Source organism: Hylemonella sp. P2_B10, from assembly GCF_056404875.1.
Window position 1 is genome coordinate 580,234 of the sequence record NZ_JBFUDE010000003.1, and the last position, 16,653, is coordinate 596,886.

The following is a 16,653-nucleotide window of genomic DNA, read 5'->3' on the forward strand; positions in this document are numbered from 1 at the left end:
CCTGCAGCAAACCCGGCCGCCGCAGGAGCGGCCTAAAATGCCCTGATGATCTCCCGCGAACCCACCCTAGAACGCCTGGCCGTTGCCCAAAGCCTGCTGCTGGAGCCATTCGGCCTCAGTGAATCGCACCTGACGCGCGCGCTCAACGCCATCAAGGCTCACCAGGTGGACGAGGCCGACCTGTACTTCCAATACACCCGCAGCGAAGGCTGGAGCCTGGAAGAGGGCATCGTCAAGACCGGTTCGTTCAGCATCGACCAGGGTGTGGGGGTGCGCGCCGTCAGCGGCGAGAAGACCGCCTTCGCCTACTCCGACGATATTTCCGAAGCCTCGCTGATGGATGCCGCGCTGACCGTGCGCAGCATCTCGGCAGCGGCCAAGAACGCCCGCGTCAAGGCCGGTGGCAATGCGCGCAAGGTGGCCGGCGCCCGCTCGCTGTACCCCGGGCTGGACCCCATCGCCTCGCTGGACAGCACCGCCAAGGTGGCGCTGCTGGGCAAGGTGGAAAAAATGGCACGCGCCAAGGACAGCCGCGTGGCCCAGGTCATGGCTGGCCTGGCCGCCGAATACGACGTCGTGCTGGTGGCGCGCGCCGACGGCACGCTGGCCGCCGATGTGCGCCCGCTGGTGCGCCTGAGCCTGACCGTGATCGCCGAGCACAAGGGCCGGCGCGAGATGGGCTCGGCCGGCGGCGGCGGCCGCTTTGGCCTGGCTTATTTCGACGACGCGCTGGTGGCCAGCTATGTGGACCAGGCTGTCAACGCCGCCATCACCAACCTGGATTCCCGCCCGGCCCCGGCCGGCGAGATGACCGTGGTGCTGGGTTCTGGCTGGCCCGGTATCCTGCTGCACGAGGCCATAGGCCACGGGCTGGAGGGCGACTTCAACCGCAAGGGCTCCAGCACCTTTGCCGGCCGCATCGGCCAGCGGGTGGCGGCCAAGGGCGTCACCGTGCTGGACGACGGCACGCTGGCCGACCGCCGTGGCTCGCTGAACGTGGACGACGAGGGCAATGCCAGCCAGCGCAACGTGCTGATCGAAGACGGCATCCTGAAGGGCTACATCCAGGACGCGATGAACGCACGCCTGATGAAGGTGGCGCCCACCGGCAACGGCCGGCGCGAAAGCTACGCCCATGTGCCCATGCCGCGCATGACCAACACCTACATGCTGGGTGGCGACAAGACGCCGCAGGAAATCGTTGCCAGCATCAAGAAGGGGCTGTATGCCACCAACTTCGGCGGCGGCCAGGTGGACATCACCTCGGGCAAGTTCGTGTTCTCGGCCAGCGAGGCCTTCTGGGTGGAGAACGGCAAGATCCAGTACCCGGTGAAGGGCGCCACGCTGGTGGGCAATGGCCCGGATGCGCTGACCCGCATCAGCATGATCGGCAACGACATGGCGCTGGACAGCGGCGTGGGCACCTGCGGCAAGGAAGGCCAGAGCGTGCCGGTGGGGGTGGGCCAACCGACGCTGCGCATCGACGGCATGACGGTGGGCGGCACGGCCTGACGCCTGACGCTTGCAGCCGGATCGCCTGACGCGGCCCTGCAACACACGCTGCTTTTCACCCGCACGGCCGCCATGCGGCCGGCGCACAATACGGCCCATGTCCAGACCCCGTCTGACGATAGACCCCGCCAGCCGCCTGCCCACCTTGCAGTCGTTTGGTGAGCTGAGCAGTTTCCTGCGCGCGGCGGTGGCCGACGAGCAGTCGATGCAGGTCACCGACAACATGGCCCAGGTCGCCGCGCACATCGAGGCGGTGGCCGGCTTTCTGGTGCATCCACGCAATGCCGACAGTGCGGCGCAATTGGTGCCGGTGCTGGAGGCGCTGCGCGCCGTGCTGCGTGATCACGCCGTCCTGCTGGATGGGCTGGATACCCCGTGGCAGAGCCTGTATGAGTTCAGCGCCTATGTGGGCGCGCTGAACCACTTTCGCGACCAGGTGGCGCTGTGGCTGGAAGACGCACATGAGCCCGAGGCACCGCCATTGGGTGCCGTGGAGTTCGAGCTGAATGCCTGGCGCATGCTGGGCCTGGGTGCGCTGCTGATCGATGTGCACGACCAGCCCATCACCTCCGAGCCTGAACAGATACCCACGGGATTTGTGGCGCGAGCCAAGTCCTGGCTGGCGCGGCTTACCTCGTGATGTGCTACATTTGAAGCCATGAGTTTGGTTCGCGCCTTCTTTTTTGGTTACTTTTGGTTCTCAAGCGCCACGGCGGTAGAGAGATCTGAACGTTTCTGACAAAGACGTACCAACTCCAAGAAACCGCCGGGCCCCGGCGGTTTTTTTTTGCCTGTTCTGTCAGCAGTTTTCCAACCCATCCATCCCTTCAGCCAGACCAAGGAGCACCACCAAGATGAACGCCAAAGCCACTGCCAACCCGGATGCCTGGTATGCGAACACCACCGCCAACCCCAGTGACCGCACCAGCCAGACCGATGACGAGCGCATCAAGGACATCACCGTGCTGCCTCCACCCGAGCATCTGATCCGCTTCTTCCCGATACGCGGCACGGCAGCCGAGGGGCTGATCACCGGCACACGCCGCAACATCCATAACATCATGGCGGGCAAGGACGACCGGCTGCTGGTGGTCATAGGCCCGTGCTCCATTCACGACCCGGCCGCGGCGTTGGACTATGCGCGCAAGCTGAAGGTGCAGCGCGACAAGTACGCCGACACGCTGGAGATCGTGATGCGGGTCTACTTCGAGAAGCCGCGCACCACCGTGGGCTGGAAGGGGCTGATCAACGACCCCTACCTGGACGAAAGCTACCGCATCGACGAAGGCCTGCGCATCGCCCGCCAGTTGCTGATCGAGATCAATCGCCTGGGCCTGCCGGCTGGCAGTGAGTTTCTGGACGTGATCTCTCCACAGTACATCGGTGACCTGATTGCCTGGGGCGCCATTGGCGCCCGCACCACCGAGAGCCAGGTGCACCGCGAACTGGCCTCGGGCATCTCGGCGCCCATTGGCTTCAAGAACGGCACCGATGGCAACATCCGCATCGCCACCGACGCCATCCAGGCGGCCGCGCGCGGTCACCATTTCCTGTCGGTGCACAAGAACGGCCAGGTGGCCATTGTGCAGACCAATGGCAACAAGGACTGCCACGTGATCCTGCGCGGCGGCAAGGCGCCGAACTACGACGCGGCCAGCGTGGATGCGGCCTGCAAGGAACTGGCCGCCGCCAAGTTGCCAGCCACGCTGATGGTGGATTGCAGCCATGCCAACAGCAGCAAGCAGCACGAAAGGCAACTGGATGTGGCGCGCGACATCGCCGGCCAGATCGCCGGCGGCTCGCGCCAGGTGTTCGGCGTGATGGTGGAAAGCCACTTGCAGGCCGGCGCGCAGAAGTTCACACCGGGCAAGGACGATGCGCAATCGCTGGAATACGGCAAGAGCATCACGGATGCCTGCCTGGGCTGGGATGATTCGCTGGCGGCGCTGGAGGTGTTGTCGGGGGCGGTGAAGGCGCGGCGGGGGTGAGTCTGAATACCGGACAGCTACGAACAGTTGAGGACAGAGCAAAACCGCTTCGCAGTTTTGGTCTGTCCCGCAATGTCACATCAATCCCCTGAACTGCGACAACGTGCGCATGCGTTCGTAATGTTCCATCTCGGCGCGGTGCAGCAGGTCGCGGCGCAGCCATTCGGGGGCGTTGATGTCGCACAGCGCGCGGTCGCTCAGATCGCTCAGTGCGTTGGTCAGGCGGTGGCGATGCTGTTCCTGTTGGAACGGCAGCCACAGGGCTTTCAGGCGGCGCAGCAGGCCGGTGGGCTGGTGCGGGTTCAGGGGCAGGGCGTTGCTGCAGACGGTCGTGGACATGGTGGGCTCCTTGGGCGGTGTTTTCCTGTCCTGGTAAGCATAGCGATCCAGTTTCTGGAAGAAAATCAATAGATTCTGCACTTGCTGGTTAGTTATACTTACCAATATGAACCGCCTGCCGCTGCACACACTGCCTACATTCCGCACCGTGGCGGCGCTGGGCAGCCTGCGGGCGGCAGCCGAAGCGCTGCACCTGACGCACAGCGCCATCAGCCAGCAGATCAAGCTGCTGGAAGAGCAATTGGGGTTCATCTTGTTCGACCGGCGCGGCCGCCGCGTGGTGCTGAATGCCGCTGGCGCCGCGCTGCTGCGTGCGGTGGAGCCGGCGCTGGCCCAGCTGGAAGAAGGCCGGCGCGCCGCGGCGGCGGCCGCCGGCGGCACCGAGCACCGGCTGCGCATCACCGCGCTGCCCTCGTTCGCCCAGCGTTGGCTGTTGCCGCGCATCGGGCATTGGCACGAGTTGCACCCCGACATCGCGCTGGAACTGCACACCTCGCAGCAGGTGATGGACCTCAAGCGCGAGGGCTTCCACGCCGCGTTGCGCCAGGGACAGGGGCCTTGGCGTGGGCTGCAGGCCACCTGCCTGATAGACAGCCCGCTGGTGGTGGTCGCGGTGCCGGCGATCGCGCGGCGCCTGGCGGGCTGCACGCTGGAGCAGATTTCGCACGAGCCGCTGCTGGGGCATGCGGCGCGCTGGGAAAGCTGGTTTGCCCAGGGCGGCGTGCGCTGCCGCATCAACCCGGTGGCCGACTTTCACGATGCCGGCTTGCAACTGCAGGCGGCCGAGCAGGGGCTGGGCATTTCGTTGAGCCGTGAACTGCTGGCCGCCGATGCGCTGCGTGAAGAGCGGCTGGTGCGGCTGTCGCCCATGGCGCTGGAAAACGACGGCTCGGACACCTTCTGGTTGGCGCATCCGCCGGAGTTGGCAGATTGGCCGCCGTTGCAGGCCTTGCGCGACTGGTTGCTCGACGAGTTGCAGCGCTCTTCGGCCCAGCCGGCGGCGCCCAAGCCAACGCCCGCCAGGGCGTCACGGCGCAAGGCTTAGGGCCAGCGCCGCAGGCCACGCACGAGGCGTGGCGCGCTGACTATTTGTTTTTCAGCGCATCCAGCAGCTTCTGGTGCACACCGCCAAAGCCGCCATTGCTCATGCATAGCAGGTGGTCGCCGGCACGGGCCTGCGCCACCACCTGGGCCACCAGCTCGGTGACGTTGTCTATCACCTGCACGCGCGCGCCCATGGGTGCCAGCGCTTCGGCCGCATCCCAGCCCAGGCCGCCGCTGTGGCAAAACGCCAGGTCGGCCTGCTCCAGGCTCCAGGGCAACTGCGCCTTCATCGCGCCCAGCTTCATGGTGTTGGTGCGCGGCTCGAACACGGCCAGGATGCGCTCACCCGCCGGCAGCCGGCGGCGCAGGCCATCCACCGTGGTGCGGATGGCGGTGGGGTGGTGGGCAAAGTCGTCGTACACGGTGACGCTGCCTCCCCCTGCCAGGGTGACGCTGCCGCGCACTTCCAGCCGACGCTTGACGCTCTGAAAACTGGCCAGCGCCTGGGCTGCCGCCTCGGGCGCCACGCCCACATGCTCGGCGGCAGCGATGGCGGCCAGCGCGTTCAACTGGTTGTGCACGCCCACCAGGCCCCAGGCCACATGGGCCACGGCCCGGCCCTGGTACTGCACGTCGAAATCATGCGGTTCGCCGCGCGCCGTGTAGTCGTCGGTGGTGGCGCCGAAAGTGCGCAGCTCGCTCCAGCAGCCGGCATGCAGCACACGGGCCAGCGCCTCTTCCAGGCCGTTGACCACCAGCCGCCCACTGGCCGGCACGGTGCGCACCAGGTGGTTGAACTGGCGCTCTATCGCCGCCAGGTTGTCAAAGATGTCGGCGTGGTCGAACTCCAGGTTGTTCAAGATCACCGTGCGCGGCCGGTAATGCACGAACTTGCTGCGCTTGTCGAAGAACGCGGTGTCGTATTCGTCGGCTTCGATGACAAAGGGCTTGCCCGTGCCCAGCCTGGCCGAGACGCCGAAGTTCAGCGGCACCCCACCGACCAGGAAGCCGGGTTGCAAGCCGGCTTGCTCCAGTATCCAGCTCAGCATCGCCGTGGTGGTGGTCTTGCCATGCGTACCGGCCACCGCCAGCACGTGCCGGCCGGCCAGCACATGCTCGGCCAGCCACTGCGGGCCGCTGGTGTAGCGTGCGCCGGCATCGAGAATAGCCTCCATCAGCGGGAATTTGGGGCTGCCGTCGGCCAACCTGGCGCGACTGACCACATTGCCGATGACGAACAGGTCGGGTTTCAGCGCCAGTTGGTCGGCGCCAAACCCTTCAATCAGGTCTATGCCCAGTGCACGCAGCTGGTCGCTCATTGGTGGGTAGACGCCTGCATCGCAGCCGGTGACTTTGTGACCGGCCTCGCGCGCCAGCGCCGCCAGGCCGCCCATGAAGGTGCCGCAGATGCCTAAGATGTGAATGTGCATGCGCGGATTTTAAGGAGATCGGTACCGTGAAATGTCTTGGTTTCTGCAAGCTGGTGTTGTCGGCCTGTCTGCTCCTGGCAGGGTTGGCGGCACCTGGCGCGCGCGCCGCCATTCCCGTCTATGGCTTTGTGGTCAAGAATTCCTACCCCCATGATGCGACGGCCTTCACCCAGGGGCTGGTTTTCGTGGGCGGTTTTCTCTATGAGAGCACGGGCTTGAACGGCCACTCGTCATTGCGCAAGGTCGAGCTGGAAACTGGCAAAGTGCTGCTGAAGAAAGACATCGCGGCCGAGTATTTCGGCGAAGGCATCGCCGTGGTCGGCGATGAGATCATCGCGTTGACCTGGACCGCGCAGCTGGGCTTTGTGTTCGACCTGCGGGATTTCCGCCAGAAGCGCCAGTTCAGCTATGCCGGCGAAGGCTGGGGCCTGGCGGCCGATGCCAGCCACCTTTATATGAGTGACGGCAGTGCCACCATCCGCGTGCTGGACCCCAAAACGCTGGCCGAGCAGCGGCGCATCCAGGTGCTGGCGGAGGGCCGACCCATCGCGCAGCTCAACGAGCTGGAATGGGTGGACGGCGAAATCTTCGCCAACGTGTGGGGCTCGGACCTGATCGCCCGCATCGACCCGTCCACCGGCCAGGTGCGCGGCTGGATAGACCTGACCGGGCTGTTGGCGCCGCGCTGGCGCGGCATCCGGGTGGTGGACGTGCTCAATGGCATTGCCTATGACGCCAAGCGGCGCCGCTTGTTCGTCACCGGCAAGCTGTGGCCCAGGCTGTTTGAAATTGAACTGGTGTTGAAGAAGACACCTTGACCGCCTGCAGGCCGGTCGCTCGCCGACTTGGGAACATCAAAACCGGCACAATGCCGCCCCATGGACTCTGTGAAAGCCGAAATTGCCGCCACTGCCGCCCGCCTGGTGGCCGATGACGGCATGGAATACGGCCCGGCCAAGCGCCAGGCCTTGAAGCAACTGGGCTTGCCAGCCAAGACGCCGTTGCCCGGCAATGACGAGCTGGAGGCGGCGCTGCGCGAACACATTGCGCTGTTTTGTGCCGACACTCAGCCTGGCGAGCTGGCCGCACTGCGCGCGTTGGCGTTGCTGTGGATGGAGAGGCTGGCCGATTTCCGCCCGTATTTGAGCGGTGCCGTCTGGCACGGCACCGCCACCCAGCATTCGGATGTCTACATCCAGCTGTTCTGCGACGATTCCAAATCGGCCGAGATCCGGCTGATCGACCAGCGGGTGGCTTACGAGGCGCGCACTGTGACAGGCTTGCATGGCGAGCCGGTGGACGCCTTGAGCCTGCATGCGCCCAGCCGCGAACTGGGCACCACCATCGGCGTGCACCTGCTGATCTATGACTTTGACGACCTGCGCGGCGCCCTCAAACCCGACAGCCAGGGCCGCTCGCCCCGGGGCGATCTGGCAGCCGTGCGCGCATTGGTGCATGATGGAGGGTCATGAATTCCGGTCCTTCATCCCATTCCCCCACGCCCCCCGCTTCGCCTGACGCCCCCGCTGGCCCACGCGCCGTGCCGCGCCGCCGCTTGTTGCTGGGCTTGGCCGGCCTGGGTGCTGGCCTGGCCGGCGCGGGCTTGGCGTGGTGCCAAGGGCAGTCCGCCAGCGCTTCGTCCGCCGCGGAGCAGGCTTTCTGGGCGCTGGAATTCGAGACGCCGCAGGGCGGCATGCTGAAGCTGGCCAGTCTGAAGGGTGCGCCGTTGGTGGTCAACTTCTGGGCCACCTGGTGCCCGCCCTGTATAGAAGAGCTGCCTCTGCTGGACCAGTTCTACAAGGACAACAGCGCCCGCAAGGTGCAGGTGCTGGGGCTGGCGGTGGACAAAACGCCGGCGGTGCGCAATTTCCTGCAAAAAACCCCCATCAGCTTTCCCATGGCCGTCACCGGCAGTGCCGGCCTGGAGCTGTGCCTGAGCCTGGGCAACACCAGCGGTGCACTGCCTTTCAGTGTGGTCATGGGTTCGGACGGCCGGGTAAAGCATCGTAAAATGGGGAAAGTCACGGCCCAGGAGTTGAAGGGCTGGCTGGCCTGAAAGCTGGTTTCCAGGCCTCTGACTCAGCCACCGCCTGGTGGTTTCGCGGTTTCCCGCCGCCTTTGCCAAAGTAAAGATCAATCGGTTTTGGCAAAAAATAATAGAAGATAAATGACGTTTAGCGATTTTTAATGTAAATTCGCGCGTCTTTGTTGATACGTCGTAGGAGAACCCATGGATTTGCGGAAACTGAAGACCTTGATCGACCTGGTCTCGGAGTCCAACGTGTCTGAGTTGGAAATCACCGAAGCCGAAGGCAAGGTCCGCATCGTCAAGGGGGGTGGTGCCGTGCAAGGCTATGCCCAGCCCATGGCCATGTACGCCCCCGCACCCCAGGCCGTGGCCAGCGCCCCGTTGGCCGCCGCTGGTGCGCCCGCTGCCGCCCCGGCCGTGGCCGAAACGCCCGTCGCCACCGGCCACACCGTCAAGTCGCCCATGGTGGGCACCTTCTACCGCTCGGCCTCGCCTGGCGCCAAGCCCTTTGTGGAAGTGGGCGACGTGGTGAAGGAGGGCGACACCCTGTGCATCATCGAGGCCATGAAGATCTTGAACGAGATCGAATCCGACAAGGCCGGCACCGTGGCCCGCGTCCTGTGCGACAACGGCCAGGCGGTGGAATACGGCCAGGCCTTGTACATCATCGAATAAGGCCGCGGCTTTCCTTATGTTTAAGAAGATATTGGTCGCCAACCGCGGCGAAATTGCCCTGCGCATACAGCGGGCCTGCCGCGAACTGGGCATCAAGGCGGTGATGGTGTATTCCGAGGCCGACCGCGAGGCCAAGTACGTGAAGCTGGCCGAAGAGGCTGTCTGCATTGGCCCGGCGCCGTCCGGCCAGAGCTACCTGAACATGCCGGCCATCATCTCGGCCGCCGAGGTGACGGACGCCGAGGCGATCCACCCCGGCTATGGCTTTTTGAGCGAAAACGCCGATTTTGCCGAGCGGGTGGAGAAAAGCGGTTTCCAGTTCATCGGCCCCACGCCCGAGTCCATCCGCATGATGGGCGACAAGGTGTCGGCCAAGCAGGCCATGATCAAGGCGGGCGTGCCGTGCGTGCCGGGTTCAGAGGGCGAGTTGCCAGACGATCCGGTGCTGATACGCAAGATTGCCAAGACCATTGGCTACCCGGTCATCATCAAGGCGGCTGGCGGCGGCGGCGGGCGCGGCATGCGCGTGGTGCACACCGAGGCGGCGCTGGTGGCGGCGGTGCAGATGACCAAGGCCGAAGCGGGCGCCGCCTTCAACAACCCGGCCGTGTACATGGAGAAGTTCCTGCAGAACCCGCGCCATGTGGAAATCCAGGTGCTGGCCGACAAGCACAAGAACGCCGTCTACCTGGGCGAGCGCGACTGCTCCATGCAGCGGCGCCACCAAAAGATCATCGAGGAAGCGCCGGCTCCCGGCATTCCGCGCCGGCTGATCGAGAAAGTGGGCGAGCGCTGTGTGGCGGCCTGCAAGCGCATTGGCTACCGCGGTGCCGGCACCTTCGAGTTCCTGTACGAGGACGGCGAGTTCTACTTCATCGAGATGAACACCCGCGTGCAGGTGGAGCACCCGGTGACCGAGTTGATCACCGGTGTGGACATCGTGAAGACGCAGATCATGGTGGCGGCCGGCGAGAAGCTGCCCTTCACCCAGCGCCAGATCGAGTTCCGCGGCCACGCCATCGAGTGCCGCATCAATGCCGAAGACCCGTACAGTTTCGTGCCCTCGCCCGGGCGCATCACCATGTGGCACGCGCCCGGCGGCCCCGGCGTGCGGGTGGACTCGCACGTGTACACCAACTACTTCGTGCCGCCCAATTACGATTCCATGATCGGCAAGATCATCGTGCACGGCGACACCCGCGAGCAGGCCATGGCGCGCATGCGCACGGCGCTGGCCGAGACGGTGGTGGAGGGCATCAACACCAACATCCCGCTGCACCGGGAGCTGATGGTGGACGCCAACTTCATGAACGGCGGCACCAACATCCACTACCTGGAAGGCTGGCTGGCCGCGCACAAGCGCTGAGCCGGCTGAAGGAAGGCGCGCGCGATGTTTGAACTCAGCCTGCTGTGCCCGCAGCAGCACATTGAGGACCTGAGCGATGCACTGGACGCGCTGGACGCCTTGAGCGTCAGCGTGGAGGATGCCGATGCCCACACCGACGCCGAGCAGGCGCTGTTTGGCGAACCCGGCATGCCGCCGCCGGCCGATGGCTGGCAGCGTTCGCGCGTGCTGGCCTTGTTCACCGAAGAGGCGCAGGCGAAGGAAGCCCTGGGTATCTTGCAGGCACAGGACTTTTTTGCCGAGTGCAAACTGCTGGGCGTGAACGCGGTGCCCGAGCAGGACTGGGTGCGGCTGACGCAGTCGCAATTCACGCCGGTGGAGATCACGCCCGAGTTCTGGATCGTGCCGACCTGGCACGAGCCGCCGGCTGCTGCCCGCCAGGTGATACGGCTGGACCCCGGCATGGCCTTCGGCACCGGCACCCATCCCACCACCCGCATGTGCCTGCGCTGGATCGCCCAGCACATGCCCGCAGGTCAGCGCGTGCTGGACTACGGCTGCGGCTCGGGCATCCTGGCCATCGGTGCGGCCAAGTTTGGCGCGACGGACATTGACGCCGTGGACATCGACCCGGCAGCTGTGGAATCCACCGTGCTGAACGCCCAGGCCAATGGCGTCACGCTGAAGGCTGGCCTGCCCGACCAGGCGCAAGGTCACTACGGCGTGGTGCTGGCCAATATCCTCGCCACGCCGCTGAAGGTGTTGGCGCCGCTGTTGTGCGCGCATGTGGCAGCGGGCGGCCACCTGGTGTTGGCCGGCATTCTGGAACGCCAGGCCGACGAGTTGATCGCCGCCTATGCGCCGCATGTGCGCTTGCGCGTGGCCGACAGCCAGGACGGCTGGATACTGATGACCGCGCAAGCCTCTTGAGCGCAATCCGCCGTCAAACAGCGGACTTTTTTGCAAGCGCGGCCCTACAATCCGGCTGACATATCCGCCTGACATGAGCATGATCACCCAATGCCCGGCTTGCCAGACCATGTTCCGGGTCGTGCCGGACCAACTGCGGCTGTCCGAAGGCTGGGTGCGTTGCGGCCAGTGCGAGCATGTGTTCGATGCCAATGCGCAGATCGTGGCCGAACCCATGGTGGCTGCTTCGCCCGTGCCGGCGCCGCCGCCGTTTGTCCATGCACCGGCAGAACCGGTGCCGCCGGCGTTGATGCATGACGACGATGCGCATGCGCAAGCCCTTGAGTATGCCGAGGACGAGTTGTCGCCGGTGGACATTCACCTCGACGTGGACATCCCGCAGGCGCGGCCCGAACCCTTGCTGGTGCGGGCGGCCGAGTACCATGCCCTTGAAGGCGAAGCGCCTGTCCCCGTGGATGAACTGGTGGTGGACCCGCTGGCCGTTTCTTCGCCGGCCGAGATCGGGCTGGATGCGCTGAGCATCCATCCTGGGCGGGCGCCGAACGAGCCGTTGTTGGATTCGTCCGTGGCCGCCATCCCGGTGGCCGAGCCGCAGCCGGACGACATCGCGCTGCCGCCGGTGGCGCCGCCCGCGCCCACCTTCATGCACAAGCCCATGCCCTCCACCTCGGTGTGGCACCGCAGCAGCGTGCGTGTTGCGCTGGCGCTGCTGTCCTTGCTGTTGCTGGCGCTGCTGGGTGGCCAGGTGGCACTGCAGGAGCGCGACCGCATTGCCGCCATGCAACCGAGCTTGAAACCGGTGCTCAGCGCCGCCTGCCAGGCCTTGCTGGGGTGCTCGGTGTCGGCGTTCAAGCAGATCGACGGCATCGTCATCGACAGTTCCTCGTTCACCAAACTGCGTGGCGACGCTTACCGGCTCAACCTGGTGGTGAAGAACACCACCGCCACCGAACTGGCAGCACCCGCCATCGAGCTGACGCTGACCGATTCGCAGGACAAGCCGGTGCTGCGCCGCGTGCTGCCCAGCCGCGAGTTCGACATTCCCGCTGCCACCGTGGGTGCCGGCGCCGACTGGACCGCCTCTCTGGCCGTCAGTGTGAAATCCGGCGGCGGCAACGAGCGTATTTCCGGCTACCGTGTGCTGGCTTTTTATCCGTGATCCACCCGTAAGTCGGCTCCCGGGCCGACATCCTTCCACCCCTTCTCACCGTACACATCCATGGCCTCCATCATCTGCGGCTCGCTGGCGTTTGACACCATCATGAACTTCGAGGGGCGCTTTGCCGAGCAGATCCTGCCCGACCAATTGCACATCCTCAACGTGTCCTTCCTGGTGCCGGCGCTGCGGCGCGATTTTGGCGGCTGTGCCGGCAACATCGCCTATGCACTGAAGCAACTGGGTGGCGACCCGCTGCCCATGGCCACCCTGGGCCAGGATGGCGGTGAATACGTGAACCGGCTGTCCAGCCTGGGCATCAGCGGTGAATTCGTGCGCAAGCTGGATGACAGCTACACCGCGCAGGCGCTGATCATCACCGACCAGGACAACAACCAGATCAACGGCTTTCACCCCGGTGCGATGAGTTTCGCGCAGCTGAACCACATCGCGGCGCGGGCGGACATCAAGGTGGGCATCATCGCGCCGGACGGTGCCGACGCCATGCTGCAGCATGCGGAGGAGTTCAAGGCCGCCGGGATTCCTTTCGTGTTCGACCCTGGTCAACAACTGCCGCGCTTCAACGGCGAGCAACTGCGCCACTTCGTCGAGCTGGCCACCTGGATCACGCTGAACGACTACGAAGGCAAGATGCTCAGCGACCGCACCGGTTGGAGCCTGGACGAGTTGTCGCAACACGTGGACGGCATGATCGTCACGCTGGGCGCGGTGGGCTGCGATGTCTGGGTCAAGGGTCAGACCACGCGCGTGCCCTCGGTACCGGAAAAGGCGGTGGTGGACCCCACCGGCTGCGGCGACGCCTTCCGCGGTGCGCTGCTGTATGGCCTGGAGCGCGGCTGGCCGCTGACGCGTTGCGCCGAGTTGGGCAACCACATGGGTGCGATCAAGATCGCGCACAAGGGGCCGCAGAACTACCAGGTGGATGTGAAGGCGCTGGGGCTGTAAGACGTTCAGGCCGCCAGGAACGGCAGCAGCACCCGCAGCACCTCCTGCGGTGCACTGATGTGCGGCAGGTGGCCGCTGGCGTTGACCACTTCCAGCTGGCTGTGGGGGATGTGTGCGTGCAGGTACTGCGCCACTTCCAGCGGCACGGCGATGTCGTCTTGCGCCTGCACCAACAGCGTGGGCTGTGTCAGGCGGGCCACGTCGGCACGGTGGTCGGACTGGAAGATGGCGCACAGCACGGTCAGTGCGCGCTCCTTCGGGATGCTTTTGATGGTGTCGGCGAAGTGCTGTGCCAGCGCTGGCCGGTCGGCGTTGCCCATGGCGGCGGGGGCAAACTGGTCCGCCCAGTCGGACAGCGACAGGGTGATCGCGCGGTACAGCGCATTGAGGTCATCGGGCTTGAAGCCGCCCCGGTAGCCATCGTCGTCGTCCAGGTAGCGGGGCGAGGCACCGACCAGTGCCAGTTTGGCAAAGCGGTGGGGTTCACGCAGCGCGGCCAGCAAGCCCATCATCGCACCTGCCGAGTGGCCTACCAGCACGGCCTGGCGCAGGTCCAGCGCGGCACACACGTCCAGCAGGTCGGTGGCGTAGCGCTGCAGATCCAGGTAGTGGTGCTGCACGAAGGCTTGTGGCGGCGTGCCGCCAGCGCCGACGTTGTCCAGCAGCACGATGCGGTAGTCGTTCATCAGCGCTTGGCAGACATCGCGCCAGGCGCGCTGGTCGGTGCCGAAGCCGTGCACGAACACCAGTGTGCGCACCGCCTGCGCATTGCCGGTGACGGTGACGTTGTTCTTGACCAGGGGGTCCATGGCGCGGCCGTTCACTTGGGTGGTTGTGTTGGGAAAATTCTAGCCAGCCGTTCAAGGTTTGTCCGCGCTGACCAGCAATGCCTGCCAACGCGCCCGGCCCACTTGCGCGGTAGCGACGCGCACCTGCTTGCGCCTGCTGGCATGACCGCGCGCCAGCGCCAGGCTGTTGCGCGGCACGACCAGCGTGTCCGCCAACCAGGCCAGCAGCGCGACATTGGCCTTGCCGTCCACGGGTGGGGCTTTCAGCCGCAAAGCCAGTGCACCGTCATGCAGGCCGGCAACACCGGTGTGCCGCGCCTGCGGACTGACGTGCAGGTCGATGATGACCGCGCCGTCTTTCTCCTGGCGCAGGAAAGGTGCAACAGGCAACACAGCGCCGGGCGCGGAGGCGGTGGGGGCAGCAGGTGATGGAGAAGAGGCAGCCATGAAAAAAGCCCGGGGCCTTGCGGCACCGGGCTTTCAGCGTACCACTGAAGCCGGTTAGGGCTTGGTGGACGTGGGGAACGGCCAAGCAGCCTGCGGGTTCAGAGTGGTCTGAGCCGCAGGGGCAGCGGGCGCCGGCGCTGCTTTCGCAGCAGGAGCTTTGGCGGCCTTTTTGGCAGCAGGCTTTTTGGCAGCAGGCTTTTTGGCCGCCTTTTTGGCAGCGGGCTTTTTGGCAGCGGGCTTTTTGGCAGCAGGCTTCTTGGCCGCAGCCTTTTTCGCCGGGGCCTTCTTGGCAGCGGCTTTCTTCGCCGGAGCCTTCTTGGCCGCTACTTTCTTCGCCGGTGCCTTCTTGGCGGCTGGCTTCTTGGCAGCGACCTTCTTGGCCGGAGCCTTCTTCGCCGGTGCCTTCTTGGCCGGAGCCTTCTTCGCCGGTGCCTTCTTGGCGGCCGGTTTCTTAGCCGCTACTTTCTTGGCCGGAGCCTTCTTCGCGGGGGCCTTCTTAGCGGCCGCTTTCTTTGCAGTTGCCATTTCAATATTCTCCTTGATCAAGTTACAAAGAGCACTTCGTGCTTGTTGGACTGCACAAAGCGATTCATGGTGCTGGGTCCAAACCCAACACCATGAACACGGGAACACACGCCGCCAGCGTCCTCTGCGGGACGTCTTGCGGTGTGTGAAGTTCTTGAAGCCATTGATTGTTTATGTGAGCGATCAATCCCAGGACAGCGCGCCACCCGATTGGTATTCAATCACCCGGGTTTCGAAGAAATTGCGTTCTTTCTTCAGGTCGATCATTTCGCTCATCCAGGGGAATGGATTTTCTTCGTTGGGGAACAGCGCTTCCAGGCCGATCTGCGTGGCGCGCCGGTTGGCGATGTAGCGCAGGTAGCCCTTGAACATGGAGGCGTTCATGCCCAGCACGCCGCGCGGCATGGTGTCCTCGGCGTACTTGTACTCCAGCTCCACCGCCTGGTGGAACAGCACGTTGATCTCGGCCTTGAACTCGGCCGTCCACAGCATCGGGTTCTCGAGCTTGATCTGGTTGATCAGGTCGATGCCGAAATTGCAGTGCATGGACTCGTCGCGCAGGATGTATTGGTACTGCTCGGCCGCGCCGGTCATCTTGTTCTGCCGGCCCAACGCCAAAATCTGCGTGAAGCCGACGTAGAAGAACAGGCCTTCCATCAGGCAGGCGAACACGATCAGCGACTTCAGCAGCTTCTGGTCGTTTTCCAGTGTGCCGGTGGTGAAGTGCGGGTTGGTCAGCGTCTCGATGAAGGGGATCAGGAACTGGTCCTTGTCGCGGATCGACGTGACTTCGTTGTAGGCGTTGAAGATCTCGCTCTCGTCCAGGCCCAGCGACTCGACGATGTATTGGTACGCGTGGGTGTGGATGGCCTCTTCAAACGCCTGGCGCAGCAGGAACTGGCGGCACTCAGGCGCGGTGATGTGGCGGTAGCTGCCCAGCACGATGTTGTTGGCGGCCAGCGAATCGGCGGTGACGAAGAAGCCCAGGTTGCGCTTGACGATGCGGCGCTCGTCCTCGGTCAAACCATTCGGGTCTTTCCACAGCGCGATGTCGCGCGTCATGTTGACCTCTTGCGGCATCCAGTGGTTGGCGCAGGCAGCCAGGTATTTTTCCCAGGCCCACTTGTACTTGAACGGCACCAATTGGTTGACGTCGGTCTGGCCGTTGATGATGCGCTTGTCCGAAGCCTTGATGCGCTGGAACGGCGTGGCGGGCGCAACCTGTGCCGGCTGCGCGTGCGGTGTTTGCGCAGGCGTGCTCAGCGCCGCGTCATTCACATGGCGCAGTGTGGGCGAATGCAGGGGTGACTCCGTCATGCGGTCGCCGGAGGCGCCGCGGGCAAAAGGCAGTTGCGATGTGGGCTTGACTTCTTCGTCCCAGGTCAACATAGAGGATATCCAATGTGCGAATTATGAGAGCAGCGCGGTGAAATGGAAAGTATTCATTCACATCGCTGCCGTTTTTTGTTGTTCGTATGC

The 16,653-nt window shown here is 64.8% G+C and carries 18 protein-coding genes; 12 read left to right on the forward strand and 6 right to left on the reverse strand.

Features of this window, described 5'->3' with window-relative positions; genetic code table 11:
• The first annotated feature begins 45 nt into the window (after nt 1–45).
• The 3 genes from tldD (at nt 46) to AC1DX2_RS15105 (ending at nt 3,500) form a co-directional block, all read left to right on the forward strand.
• Nucleotides 46–1,512 carry a metalloprotease TldD gene (gene tldD / locus AC1DX2_RS15095; protein ID WP_477197177.1) on the forward strand — a complete coding sequence of 489 codons (1,467 nt, stop codon included), beginning with the start codon at nt 46–48 and terminating at the stop codon, nt 1,510–1,512.
• 97 nt (nt 1,513–1,609) lie between these two features.
• Nucleotides 1,610–2,152 carry a hypothetical protein gene (locus AC1DX2_RS15100; protein WP_477197178.1) on the forward strand — a complete coding sequence of 181 codons (543 nt, stop codon included), beginning with the start codon at nt 1,610–1,612 and terminating at the stop codon, nt 2,150–2,152.
• Nucleotides 2,153–2,366: 214 nt separating this feature from the next.
• Nucleotides 2,367–3,500, forward strand: a complete 1,134-nt coding sequence (locus AC1DX2_RS15105; RefSeq protein WP_477197179.1) for a 3-deoxy-7-phosphoheptulonate synthase — start codon at nt 2,367–2,369, stop codon at nt 3,498–3,500.
• A 75-nt stretch (nt 3,501–3,575) separates the two neighbouring features.
• Here the strand turns inward: AC1DX2_RS15105 and AC1DX2_RS15110 are convergent, their stop codons facing one another.
• Nucleotides 3,576–3,839, reverse strand: a complete 264-nt coding sequence (locus AC1DX2_RS15110; RefSeq protein WP_477197180.1) for a hypothetical protein — start codon at nt 3,837–3,839, stop codon at nt 3,576–3,578.
• Nucleotides 3,840–3,933: 94 nt separating this feature from the next.
• On the opposite strand from AC1DX2_RS15110, the gene AC1DX2_RS15115 reads away from it, so the two are divergent.
• Complete coding sequence (locus tag AC1DX2_RS15115) at nt 3,934–4,884, forward strand: LysR substrate-binding domain-containing protein (RefSeq protein WP_477197697.1); 951 nt, start codon at nt 3,934–3,936, stop codon at nt 4,882–4,884.
• Nucleotides 4,885–4,924: 40 nt separating this feature from the next.
• Here AC1DX2_RS15115 and mpl read toward each other — a convergent pair whose 3' ends face one another.
• Nucleotides 4,925–6,313, reverse strand: coding sequence for a UDP-N-acetylmuramate:L-alanyl-gamma-D-glutamyl-meso-diaminopimelate ligase (gene mpl / locus AC1DX2_RS15120; RefSeq protein WP_477197181.1), 1,389 nt, complete (start codon nt 6,311–6,313; stop codon nt 4,925–4,927).
• 26 nt (nt 6,314–6,339) lie between these two features.
• Here mpl and AC1DX2_RS15125 point away from each other — a divergent pair, with 26 nt between their 5' ends.
• The 8 genes from AC1DX2_RS15125 (at nt 6,340) to AC1DX2_RS15160 (ending at nt 13,414) form a co-directional block, all read left to right on the forward strand.
• A complete protein-coding gene (locus tag AC1DX2_RS15125; protein ID WP_477197182.1) occupies nt 6,340–7,131 on the forward strand; it encodes a glutaminyl-peptide cyclotransferase in 792 nt (263 codons plus the stop codon).
• A gap of 60 nt (nt 7,132–7,191) precedes the next feature.
• Nucleotides 7,192–7,785: a hypothetical protein gene (locus AC1DX2_RS15130; RefSeq protein ID WP_477197183.1), complete on the forward strand. Its 594-nt coding sequence runs from the start codon at nt 7,192–7,194 to the stop codon at nt 7,783–7,785.
• Entirely contained in the window at nt 7,782–8,369 is a 588-nt protein-coding gene (locus tag AC1DX2_RS15135) for a TlpA family protein disulfide reductase (RefSeq protein WP_477197184.1), read from the forward strand. The genes AC1DX2_RS15130 and AC1DX2_RS15135 overlap by 4 nt, the downstream gene beginning before the upstream one ends.
• A gap of 174 nt (nt 8,370–8,543) precedes the next feature.
• A complete protein-coding gene (gene accB, locus AC1DX2_RS15140) occupies nt 8,544–9,017 on the forward strand; it encodes an acetyl-CoA carboxylase biotin carboxyl carrier protein (RefSeq protein WP_477197185.1) in 474 nt (157 codons plus the stop codon).
• A 16-nt stretch (nt 9,018–9,033) separates the two neighbouring features.
• Nucleotides 9,034–10,383 (forward strand): acetyl-CoA carboxylase biotin carboxylase subunit, encoded by a 1,350-nt coding sequence (gene accC / locus AC1DX2_RS15145; RefSeq protein WP_477197186.1) that lies wholly within the window; start codon nt 9,034–9,036, stop codon nt 10,381–10,383.
• Nucleotides 10,384–10,407: 24 nt separating this feature from the next.
• Entirely contained in the window at nt 10,408–11,292 is an 885-nt protein-coding gene (gene prmA, locus AC1DX2_RS15150; protein ID WP_477197187.1) for a 50S ribosomal protein L11 methyltransferase, read from the forward strand.
• Nucleotides 11,293–11,365: 73 nt separating this feature from the next.
• Complete coding sequence (locus AC1DX2_RS15155; RefSeq protein WP_477197188.1) at nt 11,366–12,451, forward strand: DUF3426 domain-containing protein; 1,086 nt, start codon at nt 11,366–11,368, stop codon at nt 12,449–12,451.
• 60 nt (nt 12,452–12,511) lie between these two features.
• Nucleotides 12,512–13,414, forward strand: coding sequence for a carbohydrate kinase family protein (locus AC1DX2_RS15160; RefSeq protein ID WP_477197189.1), 903 nt, complete (start codon nt 12,512–12,514; stop codon nt 13,412–13,414).
• A 5-nt stretch (nt 13,415–13,419) separates the two neighbouring features.
• Here the strand turns inward: AC1DX2_RS15160 and AC1DX2_RS15165 are convergent, their stop codons facing one another.
• The 4 genes from AC1DX2_RS15165 to AC1DX2_RS15180 all read right to left on the reverse strand — a co-directional run bounded on the left by AC1DX2_RS15165 (nt 13,420) and on the right by AC1DX2_RS15180 (nt 16,563).
• Entirely contained in the window at nt 13,420–14,223 is an 804-nt protein-coding gene (locus AC1DX2_RS15165) for an alpha/beta fold hydrolase (RefSeq protein WP_477197190.1), read from the reverse strand.
• Nucleotides 14,224–14,274: 51 nt separating this feature from the next.
• On the reverse strand, nt 14,275–14,649 hold the full coding sequence (locus tag AC1DX2_RS15170; protein ID WP_477197191.1) for a DUF167 domain-containing protein: 375 nt from the start codon (nt 14,647–14,649) through the stop codon (nt 14,275–14,277).
• A 54-nt stretch (nt 14,650–14,703) separates the two neighbouring features.
• Complete coding sequence (locus AC1DX2_RS15175; protein WP_477197698.1) at nt 14,704–15,174, reverse strand: histone H1-like DNA-binding protein; 471 nt, start codon at nt 15,172–15,174, stop codon at nt 14,704–14,706.
• Nucleotides 15,175–15,357: 183 nt separating this feature from the next.
• Nucleotides 15,358–16,563: a ribonucleotide-diphosphate reductase subunit beta gene (locus tag AC1DX2_RS15180; RefSeq protein ID WP_477197192.1), complete on the reverse strand. Its 1,206-nt coding sequence runs from the start codon at nt 16,561–16,563 to the stop codon at nt 15,358–15,360.
• Nucleotides 16,564–16,653: the final 90 nt, after the last annotated feature.